This is a genomic window from Bhargavaea ullalensis, from assembly GCF_042432615.1.
GTDB classification, from domain to species: Bacteria; Bacillota; Bacilli; order Bacillales_A; family Planococcaceae; genus Bhargavaea; species Bhargavaea ullalensis.
The window spans coordinates 125834-148265 of sequence record NZ_JBHLWY010000043.1 but is presented as its reverse complement, the minus strand read 5'-3'; the positions used below and the strand labels follow the sequence as shown (position 1 = coordinate 148265).

Sequence of the window (22432 nt, the reverse complement as noted above, 5' to 3'; positions counted from 1 at the left end):
AAAGCTGCGGGCCGTTCGCGGGATGCGACGTCCCGGCGGAACGTCTTATTGCAGGATCAGGTCGGGTTTGATCCCGGCGCGCTGGGTTTCCCGGGTGAAGGCGGTGACGCCGGTGCGGGAAATTTCTTTGATGCCGTACGGGCGCACGAGGTCGATGAAGGCCTCGATCTTGCCCGGGTCGCCGGTCACCTGGAATGTGGTGACGTTTTTGCCCATGTCGATGACGGAGGCGCGGAACGGTTCGACGATGCTCTGGACTTCGCTGCGCATCTGCGGAGGCGTCGTCACTTTGATCAGTGCGAGTTCCCGCATGACCGCCGACTGGTCGGTGATGTCGTTCACTTTGATGACGTCGATCTGTTTTTGCAGCTGTTTGACAAGCTGTTCGACTTTGCCCGGATCGTCTACGTGGACGACGAATGTCATCTTCGACATGCCGGGCTGTTCGGTGTGGCCGACCGTGATGCTCTCGATGTTGAACTGGCGCTTCATGAGAAGGCCGGTGACGCGGTTCAGGACGCCACTCTGGTTGATGACTGTCGTCGTTATGATTCGTTTCACCGTTCGATCACTCCGATCATTTCACTCAGTGTCTTGCCCGGGGCCACCATCGGATAGACGTTTTCCGTCTGGAGCACCCGGCAGTCGATCAGCGCCGGGCCGTCCGAGTTGAGCGCTTCGCGGAACACCTCTTCCGCCTCGCTCAGCTTTTCCACTTTGTAGCCTTTCACTTCATAGGCTTCCGCCAGTTTCACGAAGTCCGGCTGGACGGGGATGAGCGACGAGGAATAACGTTCGCCGTGGAAAGTTTCCTGCCACTGGCGGACCATGCCGAGGCTTGCGTTGTTGACGATGACGACTTTCACCGGCAGATGGAATTCCTGGAGCAGCGACAGCTCCTGGAGGGTCATCTGGAAGCCGGCATCGCCGACGACCGAGACGACCTTCGCTTCCGGCCGGGCGAACTGGGCGCCGATTGCAGCCGGGAATCCGAAGCCCATCGTTCCGAGGCCCCCTGAGGTCACCCAGTGGTGGGCGTTGTTCAGTCCGTAATACTGGGCCGCGAACATCTGGTGCTGGCCGACGTCCGTCGTGACGATGGCGTCGCCGCCGGTGTACTTATGGATGAGCCGGACCGCATCCTGCGGCATGATCCGGTCCTTTTCAGCCACCGTGTAGCCGAGCGGACGGCTTTCTTTCCAGCCTTCCAGTTTGGCGACCCAATCTGCGGTGTCCGGCCTGCCGGCTTCCTGACGAAGCAGCGCTTCGAGCGCCAGCTTCGCATCCGCCACGATCGGGATGTCGGTCGGAACGTTTTTGCCGATCTCCGCCGGGTCGATGTCGATATGGATCACTTTGGCATTTGGTGCAAAGCCGGCCAGGTTGCCGGTGAGCCGGTCATCGAACCGGGCACCGACGTTCAGCAGCACGTCGCATTCCTGGATGGCATGGTTGGCGGCAAACGTCCCGTGCATGCCCGCCATTCCGAGGAACAGTTCATGGCTTCCCGGAATCGTTCCGAGACCGAGCAGCGTGTTCGTCACCGGAATGCGCCACTCCTCGATGAGCCGGCGCAGCTCTTCGGTCCCTTTTGCGGCGAGGATCCCCGCCCCCGCCAGGATGAGCGGCCGCTTGGCTCCTGCAAGCGCCTGTGCCGCCTTCTGGATCTGGAAGAAGTTCGGCTGATACGTCGGCTGGTAGCCCGGCAGGTTGACTTCTTCGGGATGCGGGATGTCGGCGTCCAGCCCGGCCACCGAAATGTTCTTCGGGATGTCGACGACGACGGGGCCGGGACGTCCTGTGGAGGCGATGTGGAAGGCCTCCTTGACGATCCTCGGAAGGTCCCGCGCATCTTTCACCTGGTAATTGTGCTTCGTGATCGGCTGGGTGATCCCGATGACGTCCGCCTCCTGGAAAGCGTCCGTTCCGATCACGCTCTGTGCGACCTGGCCGGTGAAGACGACGAGCGGCAGGGAGTCGAGCATCGCATCCGCAATTCCCGTCACGAGGTTCGTCGCGCCCGGCCCGGATGTCGCAATCACGACACCCGGCCGTCCCGTCACCCGTGCATAGCCTTCCGCCGCATGGATGGCTCCCTGTTCGTGCCTGGCCAGGATATGGCGGATCGGATTTCGGTACAGGGCATCGTAGATCGGAAGTACGGCGCCGCCCGGATAGCCGAAAATAATGTCCACGCCCTCATTCTTCAGTGACCGGATCAGAAGATCGGCTCCGGTGCCGGCCGTCTGTTCCTTGACGGCCGTCTGTTCCCTCGTCTTGACGCTCGTTTCCATCTGCGACATCCTCCTTTTGTTGGTTCGCTTATGATTGATTGAAATGAAAAAGGCCCGTTCATCCCCCGCGCGGAAGAACACAGCGTTCCTCCTGCAGAAGGGATGAAAGAGCCTTTCATGGTACCACCCTTGTTCGCGGCAAATTGCGCCGCCTCGGCGGCCGGGGTTTGATGCCCGGCCTGTTTTGGTAACGGGGCGGCTGTTCTGCCTGCCCCGGGAACGCCTACTCCGTTGCCCGTTCAGCGTTCCACTCGGAGGGGATGTCGGGTCGGATGCGCCTGCCGGGTTCCAGCTGTTCCGGCTCTCTGGTAAAGCGCATGGTTCCTTCCCTTTAACCTCTTCAACGATTTAGATTTTCATGACGCCGCCTGTGTTGGCGGACGTGACCAGTTTTGAATAGCGGGCGAGGTAGCCCTTTTTGATCTTCGGCTCGAACGGCTTGAGGTTCTTGCGCCGTTCCGCCAGCACTTCGTCCGGGACCCGGAGCTCGATCGTCCGGTTGGTGAGGTCGATCGTGATGATGTCCCCGTTCTCGACGAGTGCAATCGGGCCGCCTTCCGCCGCTTCCGGCGAAATATGGCCGATCGAAATGCCGCGGGAGGCGCCGGAGAACCGGCCGTCGGTGATGAGCGCGACTTTTGTGCCGAGCCCCCTGCCGACGATGGCAGACGTCGGGGCAAGCATTTCCGGCATCCCCGGTCCGCCTTTCGGGCCTTCGTACCGGATGACGACGACATGGCCTTCCTGGACCGTCCCGTCGTCAATGCCCCGCTGTGCGTCTTCCTGTGACTCAAAGACGATGGCATCGCCTTCGAACACTTTGATGGACGGATCGACCGCCCCGACTTTGATGACACTGCCGTCCGGCGCGATATTGCCGTATAGGACGGATAGGCCGCCCACCTGACTATACGGATTTTCTTTCGGCCTGATGACTGCTTCATTCAAAATCGGTTGATCTTTTACATTCTCGTAAAGTGTTTTGCCGGTCACTGTCATGCGGTCGCCGTGGATGGCGCCGGGAATCTCGCAAAGTTCCCGGATGATGGAACTGACTCCGCCGGCAAGATGCACATCATGCATCGTGTAATCCGAAGCCGGGCTGATTTTCGCGAGGTACGGAATGCGCTCGGCGACTTCGTTCACCCGCTTGAGGTCATAGTCGATCTCGGCTTCATTCGCGATGGCGAGTGTATGGAGGACCGTGTTTGTCGATCCGCCCATCGCCATGTCGAGCGCGAATGCGTCGTCGATCGTTTCGAGGGTGACGAGGTCGCGCGGCTTCACGTCTTCCTCGACCATCCGGATGAGCTGCTTGGCGGCTTCGCGGATGAGGTTGTGCCGCTCGTCGGAGGTGGCGACGATCGTGCCGTTCCCCGGAAGCGCCACGCCCATCATCTCCATCAGGGTGTTCATCGAGTTGGCGGTGAACATCCCGGAGCAGGAGCCGCATGTCGGGCATGCGTTCTGCTCGATATCGAGAAGCTGGGTCTGGCTCATCGTCCCCTGCTTGTAGGAGCCGACGCCCTCGAACACCGACATGAGCGAGAGCGGCTTGCCTTCTGCGGATGTGCCGCCTTCCATCGGACCGCCGGATACGAAGATGGACGGGACGTTTGTGCGGACTGCGGCCATCAGCATCCCCGGCGTGATCTTGTCGCAGTTCGGAATGTAGAACACCCCGTCGAACCAGTGAGCATTGATAACCGTTTCGGCTGCATCTGCGATGATTTCACGGCTCGGAAGCGAGTAGCGCATCCCGATATGGCCCATCGCGATTCCGTCGTCCACGCCGATCGTGTTGAACTCGAACGGGATGCCGCCGGCTTCTCGGATTGCGTCTTTCACGACCTCGGCAAATTTGTTGAGGTGCATATGCCCCGGGATGATGTCGACGTACGAATTGCACACGCCGATGAACGGCTTGCCCATATCCTTCGCCTTTACGCCCGTTGCGTAAAGGAGGCTCCGGTGCGGTGCCCGGTCAATTCCTTTTTTGATCATGTCGCTTCTCATGGTGATCTCTCCCTGCGGTCTTGCGGCTTAACGGCTGTGCGCCGTCCCCGGAAATGAATTGGGAACATCATATCGCGGAACCGAAACAGCGTCAACCTCGATTTTTAAGTTTTTTGCCAATTTAGAATAGTGGAGAAGAAATGTAATCGTTTACAACCGCGATATATCGCATTTCACGCATTCGGAAAAGTTTTTAAAATATTTGTTTGACAACAGAAAGGAAAGCGATTTCAAGAGCGGGTGGCGAAGCCTGATCGGGAGGATGATGAATGACGGGAGCGGGATGGGGACAATGAAAGTATGGAGGCACGGTTGAAAGGAGGGAAGGTGTGGGGGACAGGCGGCGGCTTGGGTTGTGGGAGAGGGGCTTGAATGATGTTAGGGTTATGTGAAGGCATTTGGATGATGGGCGGGCGGTTTGAATGATGAAGGTTTGGTTTGGTTTGCGGGGGCCTATTATAAAATTTATGTGCATAATCGAACGTAGAATTAATATGGGAAGCCCTGAAGCATTGGCCGATTGTTAACCGATCAGCCAGACAGAGCGTCTGGCTTGTTAGGACCAACTCCGATTTCGGACCGCTTACTCGGATTTTGGACCGCTTACTCCGATATTCGGTCCCTTACTCCGATATTCGGTCCCTTACTCCGATTTTGGACCGCTTACTCCGATATTCGGATCCTTACTCCGATTTCGGGTCGCTTACTCCGAATTTCGGTTCCTTACTCCGATTTCGGGCTGCTTACTCCGAATTTCGGTTCCTTACTCCGATTTCGGGCTGCTTACTCCGAATTTCGGTTCCTTGCTCCGATTTTGGCTCGCTTACTCCGAATTTCGGTTCCTTACTCCGATTTCGGATCGCTTACTCCGATTTCCTGTTCCTTACTCCGATTTCGGGTCGCTTACTCCGAATTTCGGTTCCTTACTCCGATTTCGGGCTGCTTACTCCGAATTTCGGTTCCTTACTCCGATTTCGGGCTGCTTGCTCCGAATTTCGGTTCCTTACTCCGATTTTGGACCGCTTACTCCGATTTCCGGTTCCTTACTCCGATATTCAGTCCCTTACTCCGATATTCGGTTCCTTACTCCGATTTTGGACCGCTTACTCCGATTTCCGGTTCCTTACTCCGATTTCGGGTCGCTTACTCCGAATTTCGGTTCCTTACTCCGATTTCGGGTCGCTTACTCCGAATTTCGGTTCCTTACTCCGATTTCGGGCTGCTTGCTCCGAATTTCGGTTCCTTACTCCGATTTTGGACCGCTTACTCCGATTTCCACCCCCTTTCTCCCCCGTCCGTTCTCCACTCTTCTCTTCTTCGCCCCCACAACACAAAAAAGCCCTCCGGCCCACGTCTGGGCTGGAGGGCGGCCGTCCACGTCTGGACAGCGCAGGGTCGCGCGCGGCTGATCAGGCTGCACGGTTCCCGTTATTTCAGTTGAAGGAAATTACTTCTTGATTGTTGCAACGACGCCGGCACCGACCGTACGGCCGCCTTCACGGATCGAGAATTTCGTACCTTCTTCGATCGCGATCGGGGAGATGAGCTCAACGTTCATTTCGATGTTGTCCCCAGGCATAACCATTTCTGTGCCTTCTGGGAGTGTGATGACGCCAGTTACGTCCGTTGTACGGAAGTAGAACTGTGGGCGGTAGTTGGAGAAGAATGGCGTGTGACGGCCACCTTCTTCTTTCGACAGGACGTAAACTTCAGAAGTGAACGTCGTGTGCGGAGTGATTGTGCCTGGCTTTGCAAGAACTTGGCCGCGCTGGATGTCTTCACGTGCTACACCGCGGAGGAGCGCGCCGATGTTGTCGCCTGCTTCAGCGTAATCGAGGAGCTTACGGAACATTTCAACGCCCGTAACTGTTGTCGACTTAGCTTCTTCAGCAAGACCAACGATTTCGACTGTGTCGCCGACTTTGACTTGGCCACGCTCTACACGGCCGGTTGCAACCGTACCACGGCCTGTGATCGAGAATACGTCCTCGACAGGCATCATGAATGGCTTGTCCGTGTCGCGTGGTGGTGTTGGGATGTACTCATCGACAGCGTCCATGAGTTCAACGATTTTTTCTTCCCACTCTGGCTCGCCTTCGAGGGCTTTCAGAGCAGAACCTTTGATGACTGGAACGTCATCGCCAGGGAAGTCGTACTCGGAGAGGAGGTCACGGACTTCCATTTCAACGAGTTCGAGGAGCTCTTCGTCGTCTACCATGTCGCACTTGTTGAGGAATACGACGAGGTAAGGAACGCCTACCTGACGGGACAGGAGGATGTGCTCGCGAGTTTGTGGCATTGGGCCGTCAGCTGCGGATACAACGAGGATCCCGCCGTCCATCTGAGCAGCGCCTGTGATCATGTTCTTGACATAGTCGGCGTGTCCAGGGCAGTCAACGTGCGCGTAGTGGCGCTTGTCTGTTTCGTACTCGATGTGGGAAGTGTTGATCGTGATGCCGCGCTCTTTTTCTTCAGGAGCGTTGTCAACATCAGCGTACGAACGTGCTTCACCGCCGCCTTTTTTGGCGAGAACTGTTGCGATTGCAGCAGTCAGAGTTGTTTTACCATGGTCAACGTGACCGATTGTACCGATGTTAGCGTGCGTTTTGGAGCGGTCGAATTTTTCTTTAGCCATTAGGAAAATCCTCCTTAAAGGTAAGAGATATTGGGTGTATGGATTCGGGGAAGCCGGACTTCCCCACCCTCCATAGCTTATACGTTAGTTATACTCGAAACAAAGGTGAAATTCAATTATTCGCCTTTATTTTTTTTAACGATTTCTTCCCGGATGGACTTCGGAACTTCTTCGTAGTGATCGAACACCATCGAGAAGACTCCGCGGCCCTGCGTGTTCGAACGGAGCGACGTCGCATAGCCGAACATTTCGGAAAGTGGAACCATTGCACGGACGACCTGCGCGTTGCCGCGTGCCTCCATCCCTTCCACGCGACCGCGGCGGGATGTGATGTCGCCCATGATGTCACCCATGTATTCTTCAGGGATGACAACTTCGACTTTCATCATTGGCTCAAGGAGAACCGGGTTGACTTTCGCTGCAGCGTTCTTGACGGCCATGGAAGCGGCAATCTTGAACGCCATTTCGCTGGAGTCAACGTCGTGGTACGAACCGTCGAACAGGCGCGCTTTGACGTCGATGACCGGATAGCCGGCAATGACACCATTTTCAAGTGCGTCTTTGACACCGGCTTCAACAGCCGGTACGTATTCACGCGGAACCACACCGCCGACGATGCCGTTGGTGAACTCGAAGCCTGCGCCTTCTTCGTTCGGGGAGAACTCGATCCAGACGTGGCCGAATTGACCGCGGCCGCCGGACTGGCGTACGAATTTGCCTTCGATTTCAGCGCTTTGGCGGAATGTCTCACGGTAGGATACCTGAGGCGCACCGACGTTCGCTTCGACCTTGAACTCACGGCGGAGACGGTCAACGATGATGTCGAGGTGCAGCTCACCCATGCCCGCGATGATGACTTCGCCGGTTTCCTGGTCTGTGTGCGCACGGAATGTAGGGTCTTCTTCCTGCAGTTTCGCAAGCGCAGTACCCATTTTGTCCTGGTCGCCTTTCGTCTTCGGTTCGATTGCAACCGAGATGACCGGCTCAGGGAATTCCATGGACTCGAGGATGACGAGCGATTTTTCGTCGCAGAGCGTATCCCCTGTGCCCGTGTCCTTCAGGCCGACGGCAGCGGCGATTTCGCCTGCGTGCACTTCGGAGATCTCCTGACGGGAGTTTGCGTGCATCTGGAGGATCCGGCCAACGCGCTCACGCTTGCCCTTCGTCGAGTTCTGGACGTAAGAACCCGACTGGAGAACGCCCGAATACACACGGAAGAACGTCAGCTTACCGACGAACGGGTCGGTCATGACTTTGAATGCGAGCGCGGAGAACGGCTCTTCATCGTCAGCATGGCGTTCCATTTCCTCGCCCGTGTCAGGGTCAATGCCCTGGATGGACGGGATGTCGAGCGGCGACGGCAGGTAGTCGACAACTGCGTCCAGAACGAGCTGGACACCTTTGTTTTTGAATGCCGTACCGCATACAACCGGATAGAATTCAACGGCGAGCGTTGCTTTCCGGATAGCCGCTTTGAGTTCGTCGACGGAAAGTTCTTCGCCGCCGAGGTATTTTTCCATGAGGTCTTCATCGACTTCTGCAACGGCTTCGATGAGTTTCTCACGGTACTCTTCTGCCTGGTCTTTGAATTCTTCAGGGATGTCGATGACTTCGATCTCGGTGCCGAGGTCATTGCCGTACATCGTCGCCTTCATTTCAACCAGGTCGATGATGCCGCGGAAATCATCTTCCGCGCCGATCGGAAGCTGGATCGGGTGTGCATTCGCCTGGAGGCGGGCATGAAGTGTCTTGGTCGAGTACAGGAAGTCTGCACCCGTCTTGTCCATCTTGTTGACGAACACGATACGCGGCACGCCGTAAGTTGTAGCCTGGCGCCATACCGTTTCTGTTTGTGGTTCAACGCCGGATTGGGCGTCGAGGACGGTTACCGCACCGTCGAGCACGCGCAGGGAACGTTCAACTTCAACTGTGAAGTCCACGTGTCCCGGAGTGTCGATGATGTTGACGCGGTAGCCTTTCCAGGCAGCAGTCGTTGCAGCGGATGTGATCGTGATTCCGCGCTCCTGCTCCTGTTCCATCCAGTCCATCTGGGATGCGCCTTCGTGCGTTTCCCCAAGCTTATGGATTTTACCCGTGTAGTAGAGGATCCGCTCAGTCGTCGTCGTCTTACCGGCGTCGATGTGGGCCATGATCCCGATGTTACGGGTGTTCTCCAAGGAGAATTCTCTAGCCATAATGTGTTTCTCCTCCTGTTATGTCGGAATAGAATAATCTTCGGCTCGATCTTACCAGCGGTAGTGAGCGAATGCTTTGTTCGCTTCCGCCATTTTGTGGAGATCTTCACGGCGCTTCACGGAAGCACCCGTGTTGTTGGACGCGTCGAGGATCTCGTTCGCCAGACGCTCTTCCATCGTCTTCTCGCCGCGGAGGCGGGAGTAGTTGACGAGGTAGCGGAGGCCGAGTGTCACCCGGCGGTCAGGACGGACTTCAACCGGTACCTGGTAGTTCGCGCCACCGACACGGCGGGCACGCACTTCGAGGACTGGCATGATGTTTTCAAGAGCGGCTTCAAAGACTTCAAGCGGTTCTTTTCCGGAACGTTCACGGATAAGGTCGAACGCACCATAGAGGATTTGCTGGGAAGTCCCTTTCTTGCCATCCACCATCATTTTATTGATCAGACGTGTCACGAGCTTCGAGTTGTACATTGGATCCGGCAACACGTCGCGTTTTGCAACTGGACCTTTACGAGGCATGTGTGTTCCTCCTTTCAAACTGTTGGGCACTCAGGGGTGCCGAATTGGAATTATTTCTTTTCTTTCGGTTTCTTCGCGCCGTAGTGGGAACGGCTTTGCATACGGCCTTGAACGCCGGCTGTATCGAGGGCGCCGCGTACGATATGGTAGCGGACACCCGGAAGGTCTTTCACACGGCCGCCGCGGATGAGGACAACGCTGTGTTCCTGAAGGTTGTGGCCTTCGCCCGGAATGTAGGCGTTGACTTCGATCGTGTTCGTCAGGCGGACACGGGCGTATTTACGGAGCGCCGAGTTTGGCTTCTTCGGCGTCATCGTGCCGACACGCGTGCAGACACCGCGTTTTTGCGGAGAATTGACGTCTGTCGTCGCTTTCTTGTAGCTGTTGTAACCTTTCCCGAGTGCCGGAGACTTCGACTTGGTCGCTTTCGATTTGCGCGGATTGCGGACCAGTTGGTTGATTGTAGGCATCGATAGGGTCCTCCCTTCACTTCTTTGTAATACCACACATCCAGGTGGTTCATTTTTGGGGTAAAAACAAAGTCTTTGCGTTTTATCGCAAAAACCGTCATTCAGTGATCGCCACGACTGATGCTCCGACGTCGATCCCGTGTGCCAGGCCGAGCTCACGTCTCGTACCCGCATAGCGGACCGGTACCCCGTTCTCCCGTGCAAGCACGAGAAGATCGCCGAGCAGCCGCCCGTCCGCATCCGATGCCAGGAGAATCTCCCGCACCTTCCCCGTCCGGAGTGCTTTCACTGTTTGTTTGATCCCGATGATCGTGATCTTCTGATTCGCTTGTCCATGAGCCATGCCATTTCCTCCAAGGAACAGAAAGTCAGCTCTCAACCTTGAATATATTATCACCTGCAGCGCAGTCTGTCAACACATACCCATATGGATTTCAGCCTTTTATTGAAGAAGGGCCGTGCGGCCTGTTTTTGGGGTGCGGCGGGTGGGGCGTTGGGCGGAGGTGGATAGTGGGTGCAAGCTATATGTAGGGAGTCAATGCCGGAGGGACGTGAATGTCGGGATAGTGGGCTCGAATGTCGGGATCACTGATGGCTGTCGGTGAATGTCGGGATAGGACCCGCGAATGTCGGGGTTACACGACTGAATGTCCGGTTAGCGGCCCGGAATGTCGGGTTAACCGGCGGCGGCCCGTGAATGTCGGGATAGGACCTGCGAATGTCGGGATTACGCCTTCGAATGTCGGGATTGTTGCTTCGAATGTCGGGATAACTGACGACAGTCCGTGAATGTCGGGATAGGACCCGCGAATGTCGGGATTACACGACTGAATGTCCGGTTAGCGGCCCCGAATGTCGGGTTAACTGGCGGCGGCCCGTGAATGTCGGGATAGGACCTGCGAATGTCGGGATTACACCTTCGAATGTCGGGATTGTTGCTTCGAATGTCGGGATAACTGACGACAGTCCGTGAATGTCGGGATAGGACCCGCGAATGTCGGGATTACGCCTTCGAATGTCGGGATTGTTGCTTCGAATGTCGGGATAACTGACGACAGTCCGCGAATGTCGGGATTACACGACTGAATGTCCGGTTAGCGGCCCCGAATGTCGGGTTAACTGGCGACAGTCCGCGAATGTCGGGATTACACGACTGAATGTCCGGTTAGCGGCCCCGAATGCCGGGTTAACTGGCGACAGTCCGTGAATGTCGCGACAGGACCTTTGAATGTCGCACAACCTAATGTCCGGTAATGGTCTCAAATGCCGGATGGTGTCCACAAATTTCCCCTTGTACGATTCTTGATCCCTTACTTCAATATTGGACGCCTTCTCTAGTTTTTGCTCTCATACTCCGATATTGGATGGCTTACTCCGATTTCCGCTTCCATATTCCGATATTGGGCGCCTTACTCCGATTTCCGCTTCCTTACTCCGATATTAGGCTTGTGGCTTGTGGCTGTAAGTGAAAACTCGCCGCTCTAAGTGCGAAACCGCCATCCTAAGTGCGAACTCACCGCTCTAATTGCGAACCCGCTGCTCTAAGTGCGAAACCACCCTCCTAAGTGCGAACCTGCCACTCTAAGTGCGAAACCCCCGCTCTAAGTGCGAACTCACCGCTCTAAGTGCGAAACCGCTGCTCTAAGTGCGAACCCACCCTCCTAAGTGCGAAACCTCCGCTCTAAGTGCGAACTCACCACTCTAAGTGCGAAACCTCCGCTCTAAGTGCGAAACCGCCATCCTAAGTGCGAAACCCCCGCTCTAAGTGCGAACCTGCCACTCTAAGTGCGAACTCACCGCTCTAAGTGCGAAACCGCCATCTTAAGTGCGAACTCACCGCTCTAAGTGCGAACCCGCCGCTCCATGTGCGAATACTTGACTCCTTACTCCGATTTTCGCCCTTCCTTACTCCTATATCAGCTGTCTCACTCCCGCCTCACCCTCTATCAACCCCTTCACCGAACAAAAAAACATCCCGGTCACCTTTTGGTTTCCGGGATGTTTCTGTTTTATTCTGCGGTTGCCGGTTGTTCGGCTTCCGTGTCCATGCCTTCGTGTTCGATCTCGATCTGGCGGTAGCGCTGCATGCCGGTGCCGGCCGGGACGAGTTTCCCGATGATGACGTTCTCCTTGAGGCCGAGCAGTTCGTCCATTTTGCCTTTGATGGCGGCATCGGTCAGGACACGTGTGGTTTCCTGGAACGATGCGGCGGAGAGGAACGATTCGGTTTCGAGGGACGCTTTCGTGATCCCGAGGATGACCGGGCGGCTTGTGGCCGGAATCCGTCCCTTGAGGATGGCTTCGGCGTTGGCTTCCGCGAACTGATGGATATCGAGCAGCGAGCCCGGGAGAAGATCGGTGTCGCCGGCTTCGATGACGCGGACTTTGCGCATCATCTGGCGGACCATGACTTCCACGTGCTTGTCGCTGATCTCAACCCCCTGCATCCGGTAGACCTTCTGGACTTCCTTCAGCAGGTATTCCTGGACTGTCGAGACGTCCTTGACGACGATGAGTTCCTTCGGATCGATTGACCCTTCGGTGAGTGCATCGCCGCGGCGGACGGTGTCGTTCAGGCCAAAGCGGAGACGGGCATTATACGGTGGCGTATATTTGCGTGTCTCGACGTCGCCCTTGACGGTGATTTCCTTCTGGCCCTCGCGGATTTCGTCGATCTCGGTGATGACCCCGTTGATCTCGGAAATGACCGCCTGGCCTTTCGGGTTCCGGGCTTCGAAGATTTCCTGGATCCGCGGGAGACCTTGCGTGATGTCGTCGCCGGCAACCCCGCCGGTGTGGAACGTACGCATGGTCAGCTGCGTGCCCGGTTCCCCGATCGACTGGGCGGCGATGATGCCGACCGCTTCGCCGACCTCGACCGCTTCGCCGGTCGCCAGGTTCATGCCATAGCACTTCTTGCAGATGCCGTGCTTCGTGTTGCACGTGAACGCGGATCGGATGGTCACGGACTCGATGCCCGCGTCCATGATTTCCCGCGCCAGGTCTTCCGTGATGAGGCCGTCGCGTTCGACGATGACCGCGCCCGTTTCCGGATGGCGGATCGTTTTCTTCGCGTGGCGTCCGACAATCCGTTCGTCCAGGGACTCGATGATCTCGGTGCCTTCCGTGAGTGCGAACACTTCCAGGCCGCGGTCGGTGCCGCAGTCGTCTTCGCGGACGATGACATCCTGGGCAACATCGACGAGGCGGCGTGTCAGGTAACCCGAGTCGGCCGTCTTCAGCGCCGTATCGGCAAGACCTTTACGGGCGCCGTGCGTCGAGATGAAGTACTCGAGGACGGTGAGGCCTTCACGGAATGACGATTTGATCGGGAGCTCGATGATCCGGCCGGCCGGGTTGGCCATGAGGCCGCGCATCCCGGCAAGCTGCGTGAAGTTCGAGGCGTTACCCCGGGCACCCGAGTCGCTCATCATGAAGATCGGGTTTTCGTTGTCGAGGGATTCCATCAGCTGGGACTGGATGGTGTCCTTCGCCTGGCTCCAGTAGGAGATGACGCGGTCGTAGCGTTCTTCCTCGGTGATGAGACCGCGGCGGAACTGTTTCGTGACCTTGTCGACCTTGTCCTGGGCTTCCTGGAGGATTTCCCCTTTGTTCGGCAGAACCACAATATCGGAAATCCCGATCGTGATGCCTGCACGCGTCGAGTATTTGAATCCGAGGTCCTTCATCCGGTCGAGCATCTTCGACGTTTCGGTGATGTGGAACCGCTTGAAGATCTCGGCAATGATGTTGCCGAGGATTTTCTTCTTGAACGGCTGGACGAGTTCCGCTTCCGCGATCTTCGCCTTCACGTCTTCCGTCGGGTCGATGAAGTACTTCTCCGGTGTTTCGACCTGCAGGTTATGGTTCGTCGGTTCGTTGATGAACGGGAATGATTCAGGCAGGATCTCGTTGAAGATCACCTTGCCGACCGTCGTCATGAGCAGCTGCTTGTTCTGCTTTTCGGTGAACGTCGGATTGTTCAGCGAAGATGCCTGGATGGCGATCCGGGTGTGCAGGTGCACGAAGCCCGTCTGGTAGGCGACCATCACTTCGTCGGTGTCGCTGAACACCATGCCTTCGCCCGCAGCGTTTTTGCGCTCGAGTGTCAGGTAATAGTTCCCGAGGACCATGTCCTGGGAAGGCGTGACGACCGGCTTCCCGTCTTTGGGGTTCAGGATGTTCTGTGCGGCCAGCATGAGCAGGCGCGCTTCGGCCTGTGCCTCTGCGGACAGCGGCACGTGAACCGCCATCTGGTCACCGTCGAAGTCGGCGTTGTAAGCCGTGCAGACGAGCGGGTGCAGACGGATGGCGCGGCCTTCGACGAGCGTCGGCTCGAACGCCTGGATGCCGAGGCGGTGAAGCGTCGGGGCACGGTTCAAGAGGACCGGGTGCTCCTTGATGACGTCTTCCAGCACGTCCCATACATCCGAGTGCAGGCGCTCGATCTTGCGCTTCGCACTCTTGATGTTGTGGGCGAGTCCGCGTTCGACGAGTTCCTTCATGACGAACGGCTTGAACAGCTCGATCGCCATTTCGCGCGGCAGGCCGCACTGGTACATCTTCAGGTTCGGTCCGACAACGATGACGGAACGGCCCGAGTAGTCGACCCGCTTCCCGAGGAGGTTCTGGCGGAAACGGCCCTGCTTCCCTTTCAGCATGTGCGAGAGGGATTTCAGCGGGCGGTTCCCCGGACCTGTGACCGGACGTCCGCGGCGGCCGTTGTCGATGAGGGCATCGACGGCTTCCTGGAGCATCCGCTTCTCGTTCTGGACGATGATTCCCGGCGCCCCGAGGTCGAGCAGGCGCTTGAGCCGGTTGTTCCGGTTGATGACCCGGCGGTACAGGTCGTTGAGGTCGGACGTTGCAAAGCGTCCGCCGTCAAGCTGCACCATCGGCCGGAGTTCCGGAGGGATGACCGGCAGCACTTCGAGGATCATCCATTCCGGGCTGTTGCCCGAGTTGCGGAACGATTCCACGACTTCCAGGCGCTTGATCGCACGTGTGCGCCGCTGCCCTTGTGCGGATTTCAGCTCTTCCTTCAGGTCATGGGTCTCTTTCTCGAGGTCGATCTGCTTGAGCAGCTTTTCGATCGCCTCTGCACCCATGAGCGCAGTGAATTTATTGCCGAATTTCTCGCGGTACGCGCGGTATTCCCGCTCGGACAGGAGCTGTTTGCGGTCAAGGCCCGTGTCGGCCGGTTCCACGACAACATAGGAAGCGAAGTAAATGATTTCCTCAAGCGAGCGTGGGGACATGTCGAGCAGAAGCCCCATGCGGCTCGGGATGCCTTTGAAATACCAGATGTGGGAAACCGGGGCGGCGAGCTCGATATGGCCCATCCGCTCTCGGCGTACTTTGGCACGGGTCACTTCGACGCCGCAGCGGTCGCAGACGACGCCTTTGTAGCGGACGCGCTTGTACTTGCCGCAGTGGCACTCCCAGTCTTTTGTCGGTCCGAAGATCCGTTCGCAGAACAGGCCGTCCTTCTCCGGCTTCAGCGTCCGGTAGTTGATCGTTTCCGGCTTTTTCACTTCGCCGAACGACCATGAGCGGATCTTGTCCGGCGAGGCGAGGCCGATTTTCATATACTCAAAATTGTTTACATCTATCAAGGAGCCTACCTCCCTTTAGTCTCAGTCTGAACAGGCTCTCCGTTCATCATCATGCGGCGGTCCGGGCCGGAGCCCGGCACCGCCTCTTTCATCCCAAGGAAATCGATCACTCGGCTCCGATCGGCTCTTGCTCCGCCGGCAGGATATTGAGTGCATCCGTCGGCTGGAGATCCTCATCCTCGTCCAGGTCGCGAAGATCAATTTCTTCGTACTCCTCCGTCAGCATTTTCACATCAAGGCCGAGCGACTGGAGTTCTTTGATCAGAACCTTGAACGATTCAGGGATGCCCGGTTGCGGGATGTTTTCCCCTTTGACAATCGATTCGTATGTCTTCACGCGTCCGACCACGTCATCGGACTTGACCGTCAGGATCTCCTGGAGCGTGTAGGCTGCGCCATACGCTTCAAGCGCCCAAACTTCCATCTCCCCGAAACGCTGTCCGCCGAACTGCGCCTTACCGCCGAGCGGCTGCTGCGTGACGAGGGAGTAAGGGCCCGTCGAGCGGGCGTGGAGCTTGTCGTCGACCATGTGGGCGAGCTTGATCATATACATGATGCCGACCGACACTTTGTTGTCGAACGGCTCGCCCGAGCGGCCGTCGTACAGCACCGTCTTCCCGGAGCGGTCCATGCCGGCCTCTTCCATCGTTTCCCAGACATCTTCTTCATTCGCACCGTCAAATACAGGCGTGGCCATATGAAGTCCGAGATAACGGGCCGCCATGCCGAGGTGAAGTTCGAGCACCTGCCCGATGTTCATCCGCGATGGTACGCCAAGCGGGTTGAGCATGATGTCGACCGGCGTGCCGTCCGGCATGAACGGCATGTCCTCTTCCGGCAGAATCCGGGAGATGACCCCTTTGTTCCCGTGTCGTCCGGCCATCTTGTCGCCGACGGAGATCTTCCGTTTCTGGACGATGTAGACGCGCACGAGCTGGTTGACGCCCGGCGAAAGCTCATCGCCGTCTTCGCGGTTGAAGACCTTCACGTCGAGAACGATTCCGCCCGCACCGTGAGGCACACGGAGGGACGTATCGCGCACTTCGCGGGCCTTCTCGCCGAAGATCGCGTGAAGGAGACGTTCTTCCGCCGTCAGTTCGGTGACACCCTTCGGCGTGACCTTCCCGACGAGGATGTCGCCGTCGCGAACTTCCGCCCCGACGCGCACGATGCCGCGCTCGTCGAGATTGCGGAGCGCATCCTCGCCGACGTTCGGAATGTCGCGAGTGATTTCTTCAGGCCCCAGCTTCGTGTCCCGGGAGTCGGACTCGTATTCCTCGATGTGGACCGACGTGTACACATCGTCCTTGACGAGGCGCTCGCTCATGATGACGGCATCCTCGTAGTTGAAGCCGTCCCATGTCATGAAGGCAACGAGGACGTTTCGTCCGAGGGCGAGTTCGCCTTTGTCCATCGACGGGCCGTCGCCGAGCACGTCAAGAGGCGCAACCCGGTCGCCGACCTTGACGATCGGGCGCTGGTTGTAGGAAGTCCCCTGGTTGGACCGGATGAACTTTTCAAGCTTGTAGACATCCAGGTCTCCCTTGACTTCCTTGCCGTCGACTTCCTCGACGCGGCGGACACGGATTTCCTTGGCCTCGACATGCTCCACGATTCCGTGGTGCTTCGAGACGATGGCGGCACCCGAGTCGCGCGCATCGACATATTCCATCCCGGTGCCGACGAACGGCGCTTCCGGATTCAGGAGCGGAACGGCCTGGCGCTGCATGTTCGCGCCCATGAGCGCACGGTTGGAGTCATCGTTCTCAAGGAACGGGATGCAGGCGGTGGCAGCGGAAACGACCTGTTTCGGAGAAACGTCCATGTAGTCGATCGTTTCGCGCTTGAACACGGAGTTGTCGCCGCGGAAACGCCCGACGACTTCGTCATTGATAAACTTGCGTTCCCCGTCGAGCGGCGCGTTCGCCTGTGCGACGATATAATTGTCTTCTTCATCCGCCGTCAGATAGTCGATCTGATCCGTCACGACGCCTGTTTCAGGGTCGACGCGGCGGTACGGCGTTTCGATGAATCCGAACTTATTGACTTTGGCATAGGTCGAGAGCGAGTTGATGAGGCCGATGTTCGGGCCTTCCGGCGTCTCGATCGGGCACATCCGGCCGTAGTGCGAGTAGTGGACGTCCCGTACTTCCATGCCGGCACGTTCACGGGTGAGTCCGCCAGGTCCGAGTGCGGACAGGCGGCGCTTGTGCGTCAGTTCCGCAAGCGGGTTCGTCTGGTCCATGAACTGCGAAAGCTGGGAGCTTCCGAAGAACTCTTTGATGGACGCGATGACCGGGCGGATATTGATGAGCTGCTGAGGCACAATAGACTGTGTATCGTTGATCGACATGCGCTCGCGGACCACGCGTTCCATCCGGGAAAGCCCGATGCGGAACTGGTTCTGGAGAAGCTCGCCGACCGAGCGGAGGCGGCGGTTGCCGAGGTGATCGATGTCATCCGTGATGCCGACGCGGTACAGCAGGTTGAAGAAGTAGCTGATCGACGCGATGATGTCTGCCGGCGTCACGTGCTTCACTTCTTCTTCGATGCCTGCGTTGCCGATCACCGTGATGACTTTTTCGTCCTCGCTTTTTGGCGCAAAGATCTTGATCGCCTGGACGGTGATGTCGCCGTCGAGGACGCCGTTCACCGGGGTGAGCGTCTTGAATCCGGTGCCGTTTTCAAGATAAGGGGTGAGCTTGTCGAGGACGCGGCGGTCGATGACCGTCCCTTTTTCAGCGAGGATCTCGCCCGTTTCCGGATCCGCAAGCGTTTCGGCAAGCGTCTGGTTGAAGAGACGGTCCTTGATGTTCAGCTTTTTGTTCATTTTGTAGCGGCCGACGTTGGCAAGGTCGTACCGTTTTGGGTCGAAGAACCGGGAATAAAGCAGGTTTTTCGCACTCTCGACGGTCGGCGGCTCGCCCGGGCGTAGACGCTCGTAGATTTCAAGAAGCGCCTTTTCCGTGCTTTCGGTGTTGTCTTTCTCCAGTGTGTTCTGGAGGAATTCGTTGTCGCCGATCAGGTCGATGATTTCCGCGTCGGAACCGAAGCCGAGCGCGCGCAGAAGTACCGTGACCGGCAGCTTCCGTGTGCGGTCGATGCGGACGTGGACGATGTCCTTGGCGTCCGTCTCGTATTCGAGCCAGGCGCCGCGGTTCGGGATGACGGTCGCGCCGAAGCCGCGTTTCCCGTTTTTGTCCGTCTTGTCGTGGAAGTAGACGCTCGGGGAGCGGACGAGCTGGGAGACGATGACGCGTTCAGCACCGTTGATGATGAACGTCCCGTTTTCCGTCATGAGCGGGAAATCGCCCATGAAGACGTCTTGCTCCTTCACTTCTTCGGTCTCTTTGTTGTGAAGGCGAACTTTCACGCGAAGCGGCGCCGCGTAAGTGGCATCCCGCTCTTTCGATTCGCCGACAGGGTATTTCGGTTCACCGAGGCTGTAGTCGACAAACTCGAGGGAGAGATTCCCTGTAAAGTCCTCGATCGGCGAGATGTCGCGGAACATATCGCGCAGCCCTTCTTCAAGGAACCATTCGTAGGACTTCGTCTGAATCTCAATCAGATTGGGAAGCTCGAGCACCTCACTGATGCGCGCAAAACTCCTGCGCTGACGATGTTGACCGTACTGAACTAGTTGACCTGTCAACTGATTCACCCCTCATTAAAGCGATAATAGGTCTTTGCGGATGCCGGAAAATGATGTATGATATCCGAAAAGACAAAAAGAAAACGAGTTCAAGGCAGAGCTCATTTTCGGTTTCACCAGGCTTATTCCATTCCGGTCAAGTATCCCCTATGTTCAGGCGGATCTATACCATCCGCCTTCCGGGCGGACAGCCGGCTGCACTGCCGGAGCCGCCAAAAAGGGCATACGACCTCAACTTAATTGTGCATCTTATTATGCTATCACAGCATATTTGTCAAGTCAATGTTTCACCGACCTAAAAATATGGTACCCCTTCTTTTTGGAGACAGTTTCGGCATTGCCGAACAGTTCGCGGAGTTTCGCCTCGGTTGACGGGGCACCCTGCTTTTTCTGGATGACGACCCACAACTCCCCCTCCGGCGCAAGAAGACCGTGTGCATCTTCGTAGATGCGGAACACGGTGTCTTTGCCGGCGCGGATCGGCGGATTTGTCAGTACGGCTGCGAACCCGCTTCCCCGGACATCTGCGCCTCCGTCACTCTCATAGATCTCCGTGTTGCCCGCGCCGTTCGCGCGGGCATTTTCGCGCGCAAGCGACAGCGCCCGGCTGTTCACGTCGACCATGTGGACGGTGCGGCCGGGAAGCAACCTGGCCGCAGTCAGGCCGACGGGACCGTAGCCGCAGCCGATGTCGAGCAGCGGTCCGGCGGCCGGCGGTTCCTCAAACGTGTCGACCAGCAGGCGGGAACCGAAGTCCACTTCTCCCTTGCTGAACACGCCGGCATCCGTCCTGAACACGAACGGCATGCCCCGCAGCTCGGTTTTCCAAGTCATGGGTGCAGATTCCGCGTGCGGATCCTTCGAATAATAATGGTCGCCCATCCCGATCCCTCCCGATGTGTAAATTTGACGGTGAATAAGTATGCCCGCCGGCTTGGCGGTGCATACAGGAGCCGGCGCCGCCATCCGAAGGCGCACAACGGACTTCTGCAACATCCCGCCCGTTCTTTGGACATACAAAGAAAAGCCCGTCGGAAAACTGACGGGCTCTTCTATCGTGCGGTGAGGCTCTGAATTACTTGACTTCGACGCCTGCGCCGACTTCTTCGAGCTTCGCTTTCATTTCTTCTGCTTCTTCTTTCGATACGCCTTCTTTGATTGCTTTAGGCGCTTCGTCTACAACAGCTTTCGCTTCTTTGAGGCCAAGGCCTGTGATTTCGCGAACAACTTTGATGACTTTGATCTTCTGGTCGCCTGCGGAAGCGAGGACAACGTCGAATTCTGTTTGCTCTTCAGCAACAGGGCCTGCTGCGCCGGCAACTGCTACTGGAGCTGCAGCCGTTACGCCGAATTCTTCTTCGATTGCTTTGACGAGGTCGTTCAGTTCGAGGACCGTCATTTCTTTGATCGCTTCAATGATTTGCTCTTTGCTCATTGGTATTTCCTCCTAATGGTTCGGTATGGTTGCGGCTATGCCGCGATTCGATGGCTAAGCTGCCGGATTATGCGCCTTGTTCTTCCTTCTGATCTGCAACGGCTTTCGATGCAAGTGCGAAGTTGCGGATCGGCGCCTGGAGGACGCTGAGTACCATGGAAAGAAGACCTTCCCGGGATGGCAGTTCCGCCAGTGCTTTGACTTCTTCGAGAGTTGCGACGTTGCCTTCGATGACACCGGCTTTGATCTCGAGTTTTTCGTTGTCTTTCGCGAAGTTGTTGAGGATGCGCGCTGGTGCGACGACATCTTCGTTCGAGAACGCGATGGCGTTCGGGCCCGTCATGTATTCGTTGAGGGCTTCGACGCCAGCAGCTTCCGCAGCACGGCGCGTCATCGTGTTTTTGTACACTTTGAACTCAATGCCTGCTTCGCGGAGCTGTTTGCGGAGCTCGGTCACTTCGCCGACGCTGAGGCCGCGGTAGTCAACGACGACAACGGATGCCGCGTCTTTGAATTTCGTTGCGATCTCATCAACGAGTGCCTGTTTGGCTTCCAATACTGTGCTCATTTCGGCTGGACACCTCCTGTAAGTTTTTCATTCATACCGCAAATAAAAAGCTCCGTTCCACAAGAATGTAGACACGGAGCTGGAAATTGGCATCTCAAACCGATTCGGATTGAAAGCTTCTTGTCCTCGGCAGGGAATGTTTAAGCGGCGGGCCGCCCCTGCTGTCTACGGTACAAACGATATTCATAACATCGGCAATCTTACCAGATGTGCCTTGATGATGTCAAGATTATTTTTTTGCAGCGACGTTGGATGCGTCGATTTTAACTGCAGGGCCCATTGTAGTCGTCACGTTGACGGACTTCATGTAAGTGCCTTTTGCAGCGGCAGGCTTTGCTTTCTGGATCGTATCGAACATCGTCTCGAAGTTCTCGATGAGCTTTGCGTCTTCGAACGACACTTTCCCGATCGGCGCGTGGATGATGCCGGATTTGTCGGCACGGTATTCCACTTTACCTGCTTTGATGTCCTGGACGGCTTTTGTCACGTCAAACGTAACAGTGCCCGTCTTAGGGTTCGGCATGAGGCCTTTTGGTCCGAGGACGCGGCCGAGTTTACCGACTTCGCCCATCATGTCAGGAGTTGCGACGACCACGTCAAAGTCGAACCAGCCTTGCTGGATCTTGCCGACATAGTCTGCTTCGCCTACATAATCAGCGCCTGCAGCTTCCGCTTCCTTCGCTTTTTCGCCTTTTGCGAAAACGAGGACTTTTTGCGTTTTGCCCGTTCCGTTAGGAAGGACGACCGCGCCGCGGATCTGCTGGTCGTTTTTGCGCACGTCGATGCCGAGGCGGAATGCCACTTCGACGGTTGCATCGAAGTTCACCGAGCTCGTTTCTTTTGCGAGCGCGATTGCTTCGTTTACATCATAAAGCTTCGTGCGGTCCACTTTCTTGGCCGCTTCGATTTGCTTTTTGCCTTTTTTAGCCATGTTGAATTTCCTCCTTGATTGTGGTTATAGCGGATAAACCCTCCCACGAATAAGGGTTGCGGCGTTCGCGGAGAACGGGCGCAACCCTCTTAAAACAGA

14 protein-coding genes and 1 other annotated feature are annotated in these 22432 nt (G+C 57.0%); all 14 genes read right to left on the bottom strand.

The features are described 5' to 3' along the window. Positions 1 to 45: 45 nt before the first annotated feature. On the bottom strand, positions 46 to 561 hold the full coding sequence (gene ilvN / locus ACFFIY_RS12725; protein ID WP_354194426.1) for an acetolactate synthase small subunit: 516 nt from the start codon (positions 559 to 561) through the stop codon (positions 46 to 48). Beyond that, positions 558 to 2294 (bottom strand): biosynthetic-type acetolactate synthase large subunit, encoded by a 1737-nt coding sequence (gene ilvB / locus ACFFIY_RS12720; RefSeq protein ID WP_354194424.1) that lies wholly within the window; start codon positions 2292 to 2294, stop codon positions 558 to 560. The genes ilvN and ilvB overlap by 4 nt, the downstream gene beginning before the upstream one ends. A 348-nt stretch (positions 2295 to 2642) precedes the next feature. Beyond that, on the bottom strand, positions 2643 to 4310 hold the full coding sequence (gene ilvD / locus ACFFIY_RS12715) for a dihydroxy-acid dehydratase (RefSeq protein WP_354194422.1): 1668 nt from the start codon (positions 4308 to 4310) through the stop codon (positions 2643 to 2645). 1447 nt (positions 4311 to 5757) lie between these two features. Then, complete coding sequence (gene tuf / locus ACFFIY_RS12710) at positions 5758 to 6945, bottom strand: elongation factor Tu (RefSeq protein ID WP_354194420.1); 1188 nt, start codon at positions 6943 to 6945, stop codon at positions 5758 to 5760. Between the two features lie 116 nt (positions 6946 to 7061). Beyond that, complete coding sequence (gene fusA, locus ACFFIY_RS12705; RefSeq protein ID WP_354194418.1) at positions 7062 to 9140, bottom strand: elongation factor G; 2079 nt, start codon at positions 9138 to 9140, stop codon at positions 7062 to 7064. Between the two features lie 51 nt (positions 9141 to 9191). Further along, positions 9192 to 9662, bottom strand: a complete 471-nt coding sequence (gene rpsG / locus ACFFIY_RS12700) for a 30S ribosomal protein S7 (protein ID WP_040225899.1) — start codon at positions 9660 to 9662, stop codon at positions 9192 to 9194. Between the two features lie 50 nt (positions 9663 to 9712). Then, entirely contained in the window at positions 9713 to 10132 is a 420-nt protein-coding gene (gene rpsL, locus ACFFIY_RS12695; RefSeq protein WP_354194415.1) for a 30S ribosomal protein S12, read from the bottom strand. 97 nt (positions 10133 to 10229) lie between these two features. After that, entirely contained in the window at positions 10230 to 10475 is a 246-nt protein-coding gene (locus ACFFIY_RS12690; RefSeq protein WP_354194413.1) for a ribosomal L7Ae/L30e/S12e/Gadd45 family protein, read from the bottom strand. Between the two features lie 1666 nt (positions 10476 to 12141). Further along, positions 12142 to 15747 carry a DNA-directed RNA polymerase subunit beta' gene (gene rpoC, locus ACFFIY_RS12685; RefSeq protein WP_354194411.1) on the bottom strand — a complete coding sequence of 1202 codons (3606 nt, stop codon included), beginning with the start codon at positions 15745 to 15747 and terminating at the stop codon, positions 12142 to 12144. A gap of 106 nt (positions 15748 to 15853) precedes the next feature. Continuing rightward, a complete protein-coding gene (rpoB, locus tag ACFFIY_RS12680) occupies positions 15854 to 19399 on the bottom strand; it encodes a DNA-directed RNA polymerase subunit beta (protein WP_354194409.1) in 3546 nt (1181 codons plus the stop codon). Between the two features lie 279 nt (positions 19400 to 19678). Continuing rightward, positions 19679 to 20281, bottom strand: coding sequence for a class I SAM-dependent methyltransferase (locus tag ACFFIY_RS12675; protein WP_354194407.1), 603 nt, complete (start codon positions 20279 to 20281; stop codon positions 19679 to 19681). Positions 20282 to 20474: 193 nt separating this feature from the next. Then, positions 20475 to 20834 (bottom strand): 50S ribosomal protein L7/L12, encoded by a 360-nt coding sequence (gene rplL / locus ACFFIY_RS12670; protein ID WP_354194405.1) that lies wholly within the window; start codon positions 20832 to 20834, stop codon positions 20475 to 20477. Between the two features lie 67 nt (positions 20835 to 20901). Further along, positions 20902 to 21402 carry a 50S ribosomal protein L10 gene (gene rplJ, locus ACFFIY_RS12665; RefSeq protein ID WP_354194403.1) on the bottom strand — a complete coding sequence of 167 codons (501 nt, stop codon included), beginning with the start codon at positions 21400 to 21402 and terminating at the stop codon, positions 20902 to 20904. Between the two features lie 34 nt (positions 21403 to 21436). Next, positions 21437 to 21591, bottom strand: a sequence feature (ribosomal protein L10 leader region). A gap of 40 nt (positions 21592 to 21631) precedes the next feature. Next, positions 21632 to 22333: a 50S ribosomal protein L1 gene (rplA, locus tag ACFFIY_RS12660; RefSeq protein WP_354194401.1), complete on the bottom strand. Its 702-nt coding sequence runs from the start codon at positions 22331 to 22333 to the stop codon at positions 21632 to 21634. Positions 22334 to 22432 lie beyond the last annotated feature (99 nt).

Bases quoted from the DNA above. Each gene is read 5' to 3' on its own strand.
- rplJ (WP_354194403.1), bottom strand. From the start codon at position 21,402: ATGAGCACAGTATTGGAAGCCAAACAGGCACTCGTTGATGAGATCGCA.
- tuf (WP_354194420.1), bottom strand. From the start codon at position 6,945: ATGGCTAAAGAAAAATTCGACCGCTCCAAAACGCACGCTAACATCGGT.
- fusA (WP_354194418.1), bottom strand. From the start codon at position 9,140: ATGGCTAGAGAATTCTCCTTGGAGAACACCCGTAACATCGGGATCATG.
- rpsL (WP_354194415.1), bottom strand. From the start codon at position 10,132: ATGCCTACAATCAACCAACTGGTCCGCAATCCGCGCAAATCGAAAGCG.
- ACFFIY_RS12675 (WP_354194407.1), bottom strand. From the start codon at position 20,281: ATGGGCGACCATTATTATTCGAAGGATCCGCACGCGGAATCTGCACCC.
- rpsG (WP_040225899.1), bottom strand. From the start codon at position 9,662: ATGCCTCGTAAAGGTCCAGTTGCAAAACGCGACGTGTTGCCGGATCCA.
- rplL (WP_354194405.1), bottom strand. From the start codon at position 20,834: ATGAGCAAAGAGCAAATCATTGAAGCGATCAAAGAAATGACGGTCCTC.
- rplA (WP_354194401.1), bottom strand. From the start codon at position 22,333: ATGGCTAAAAAAGGCAAAAAGCAAATCGAAGCGGCCAAGAAAGTGGAC.
- ACFFIY_RS12690 (WP_354194413.1), bottom strand. From the start codon at position 10,475: ATGGCTCATGGACAAGCGAATCAGAAGATCACGATCATCGGGATCAAA.
- ilvD (WP_354194422.1), bottom strand. From the start codon at position 4,310: ATGAGAAGCGACATGATCAAAAAAGGAATTGACCGGGCACCGCACCGG.
- ilvB (WP_354194424.1), bottom strand. From the start codon at position 2,294: ATGGAAACGAGCGTCAAGACGAGGGAACAGACGGCCGTCAAGGAACAG.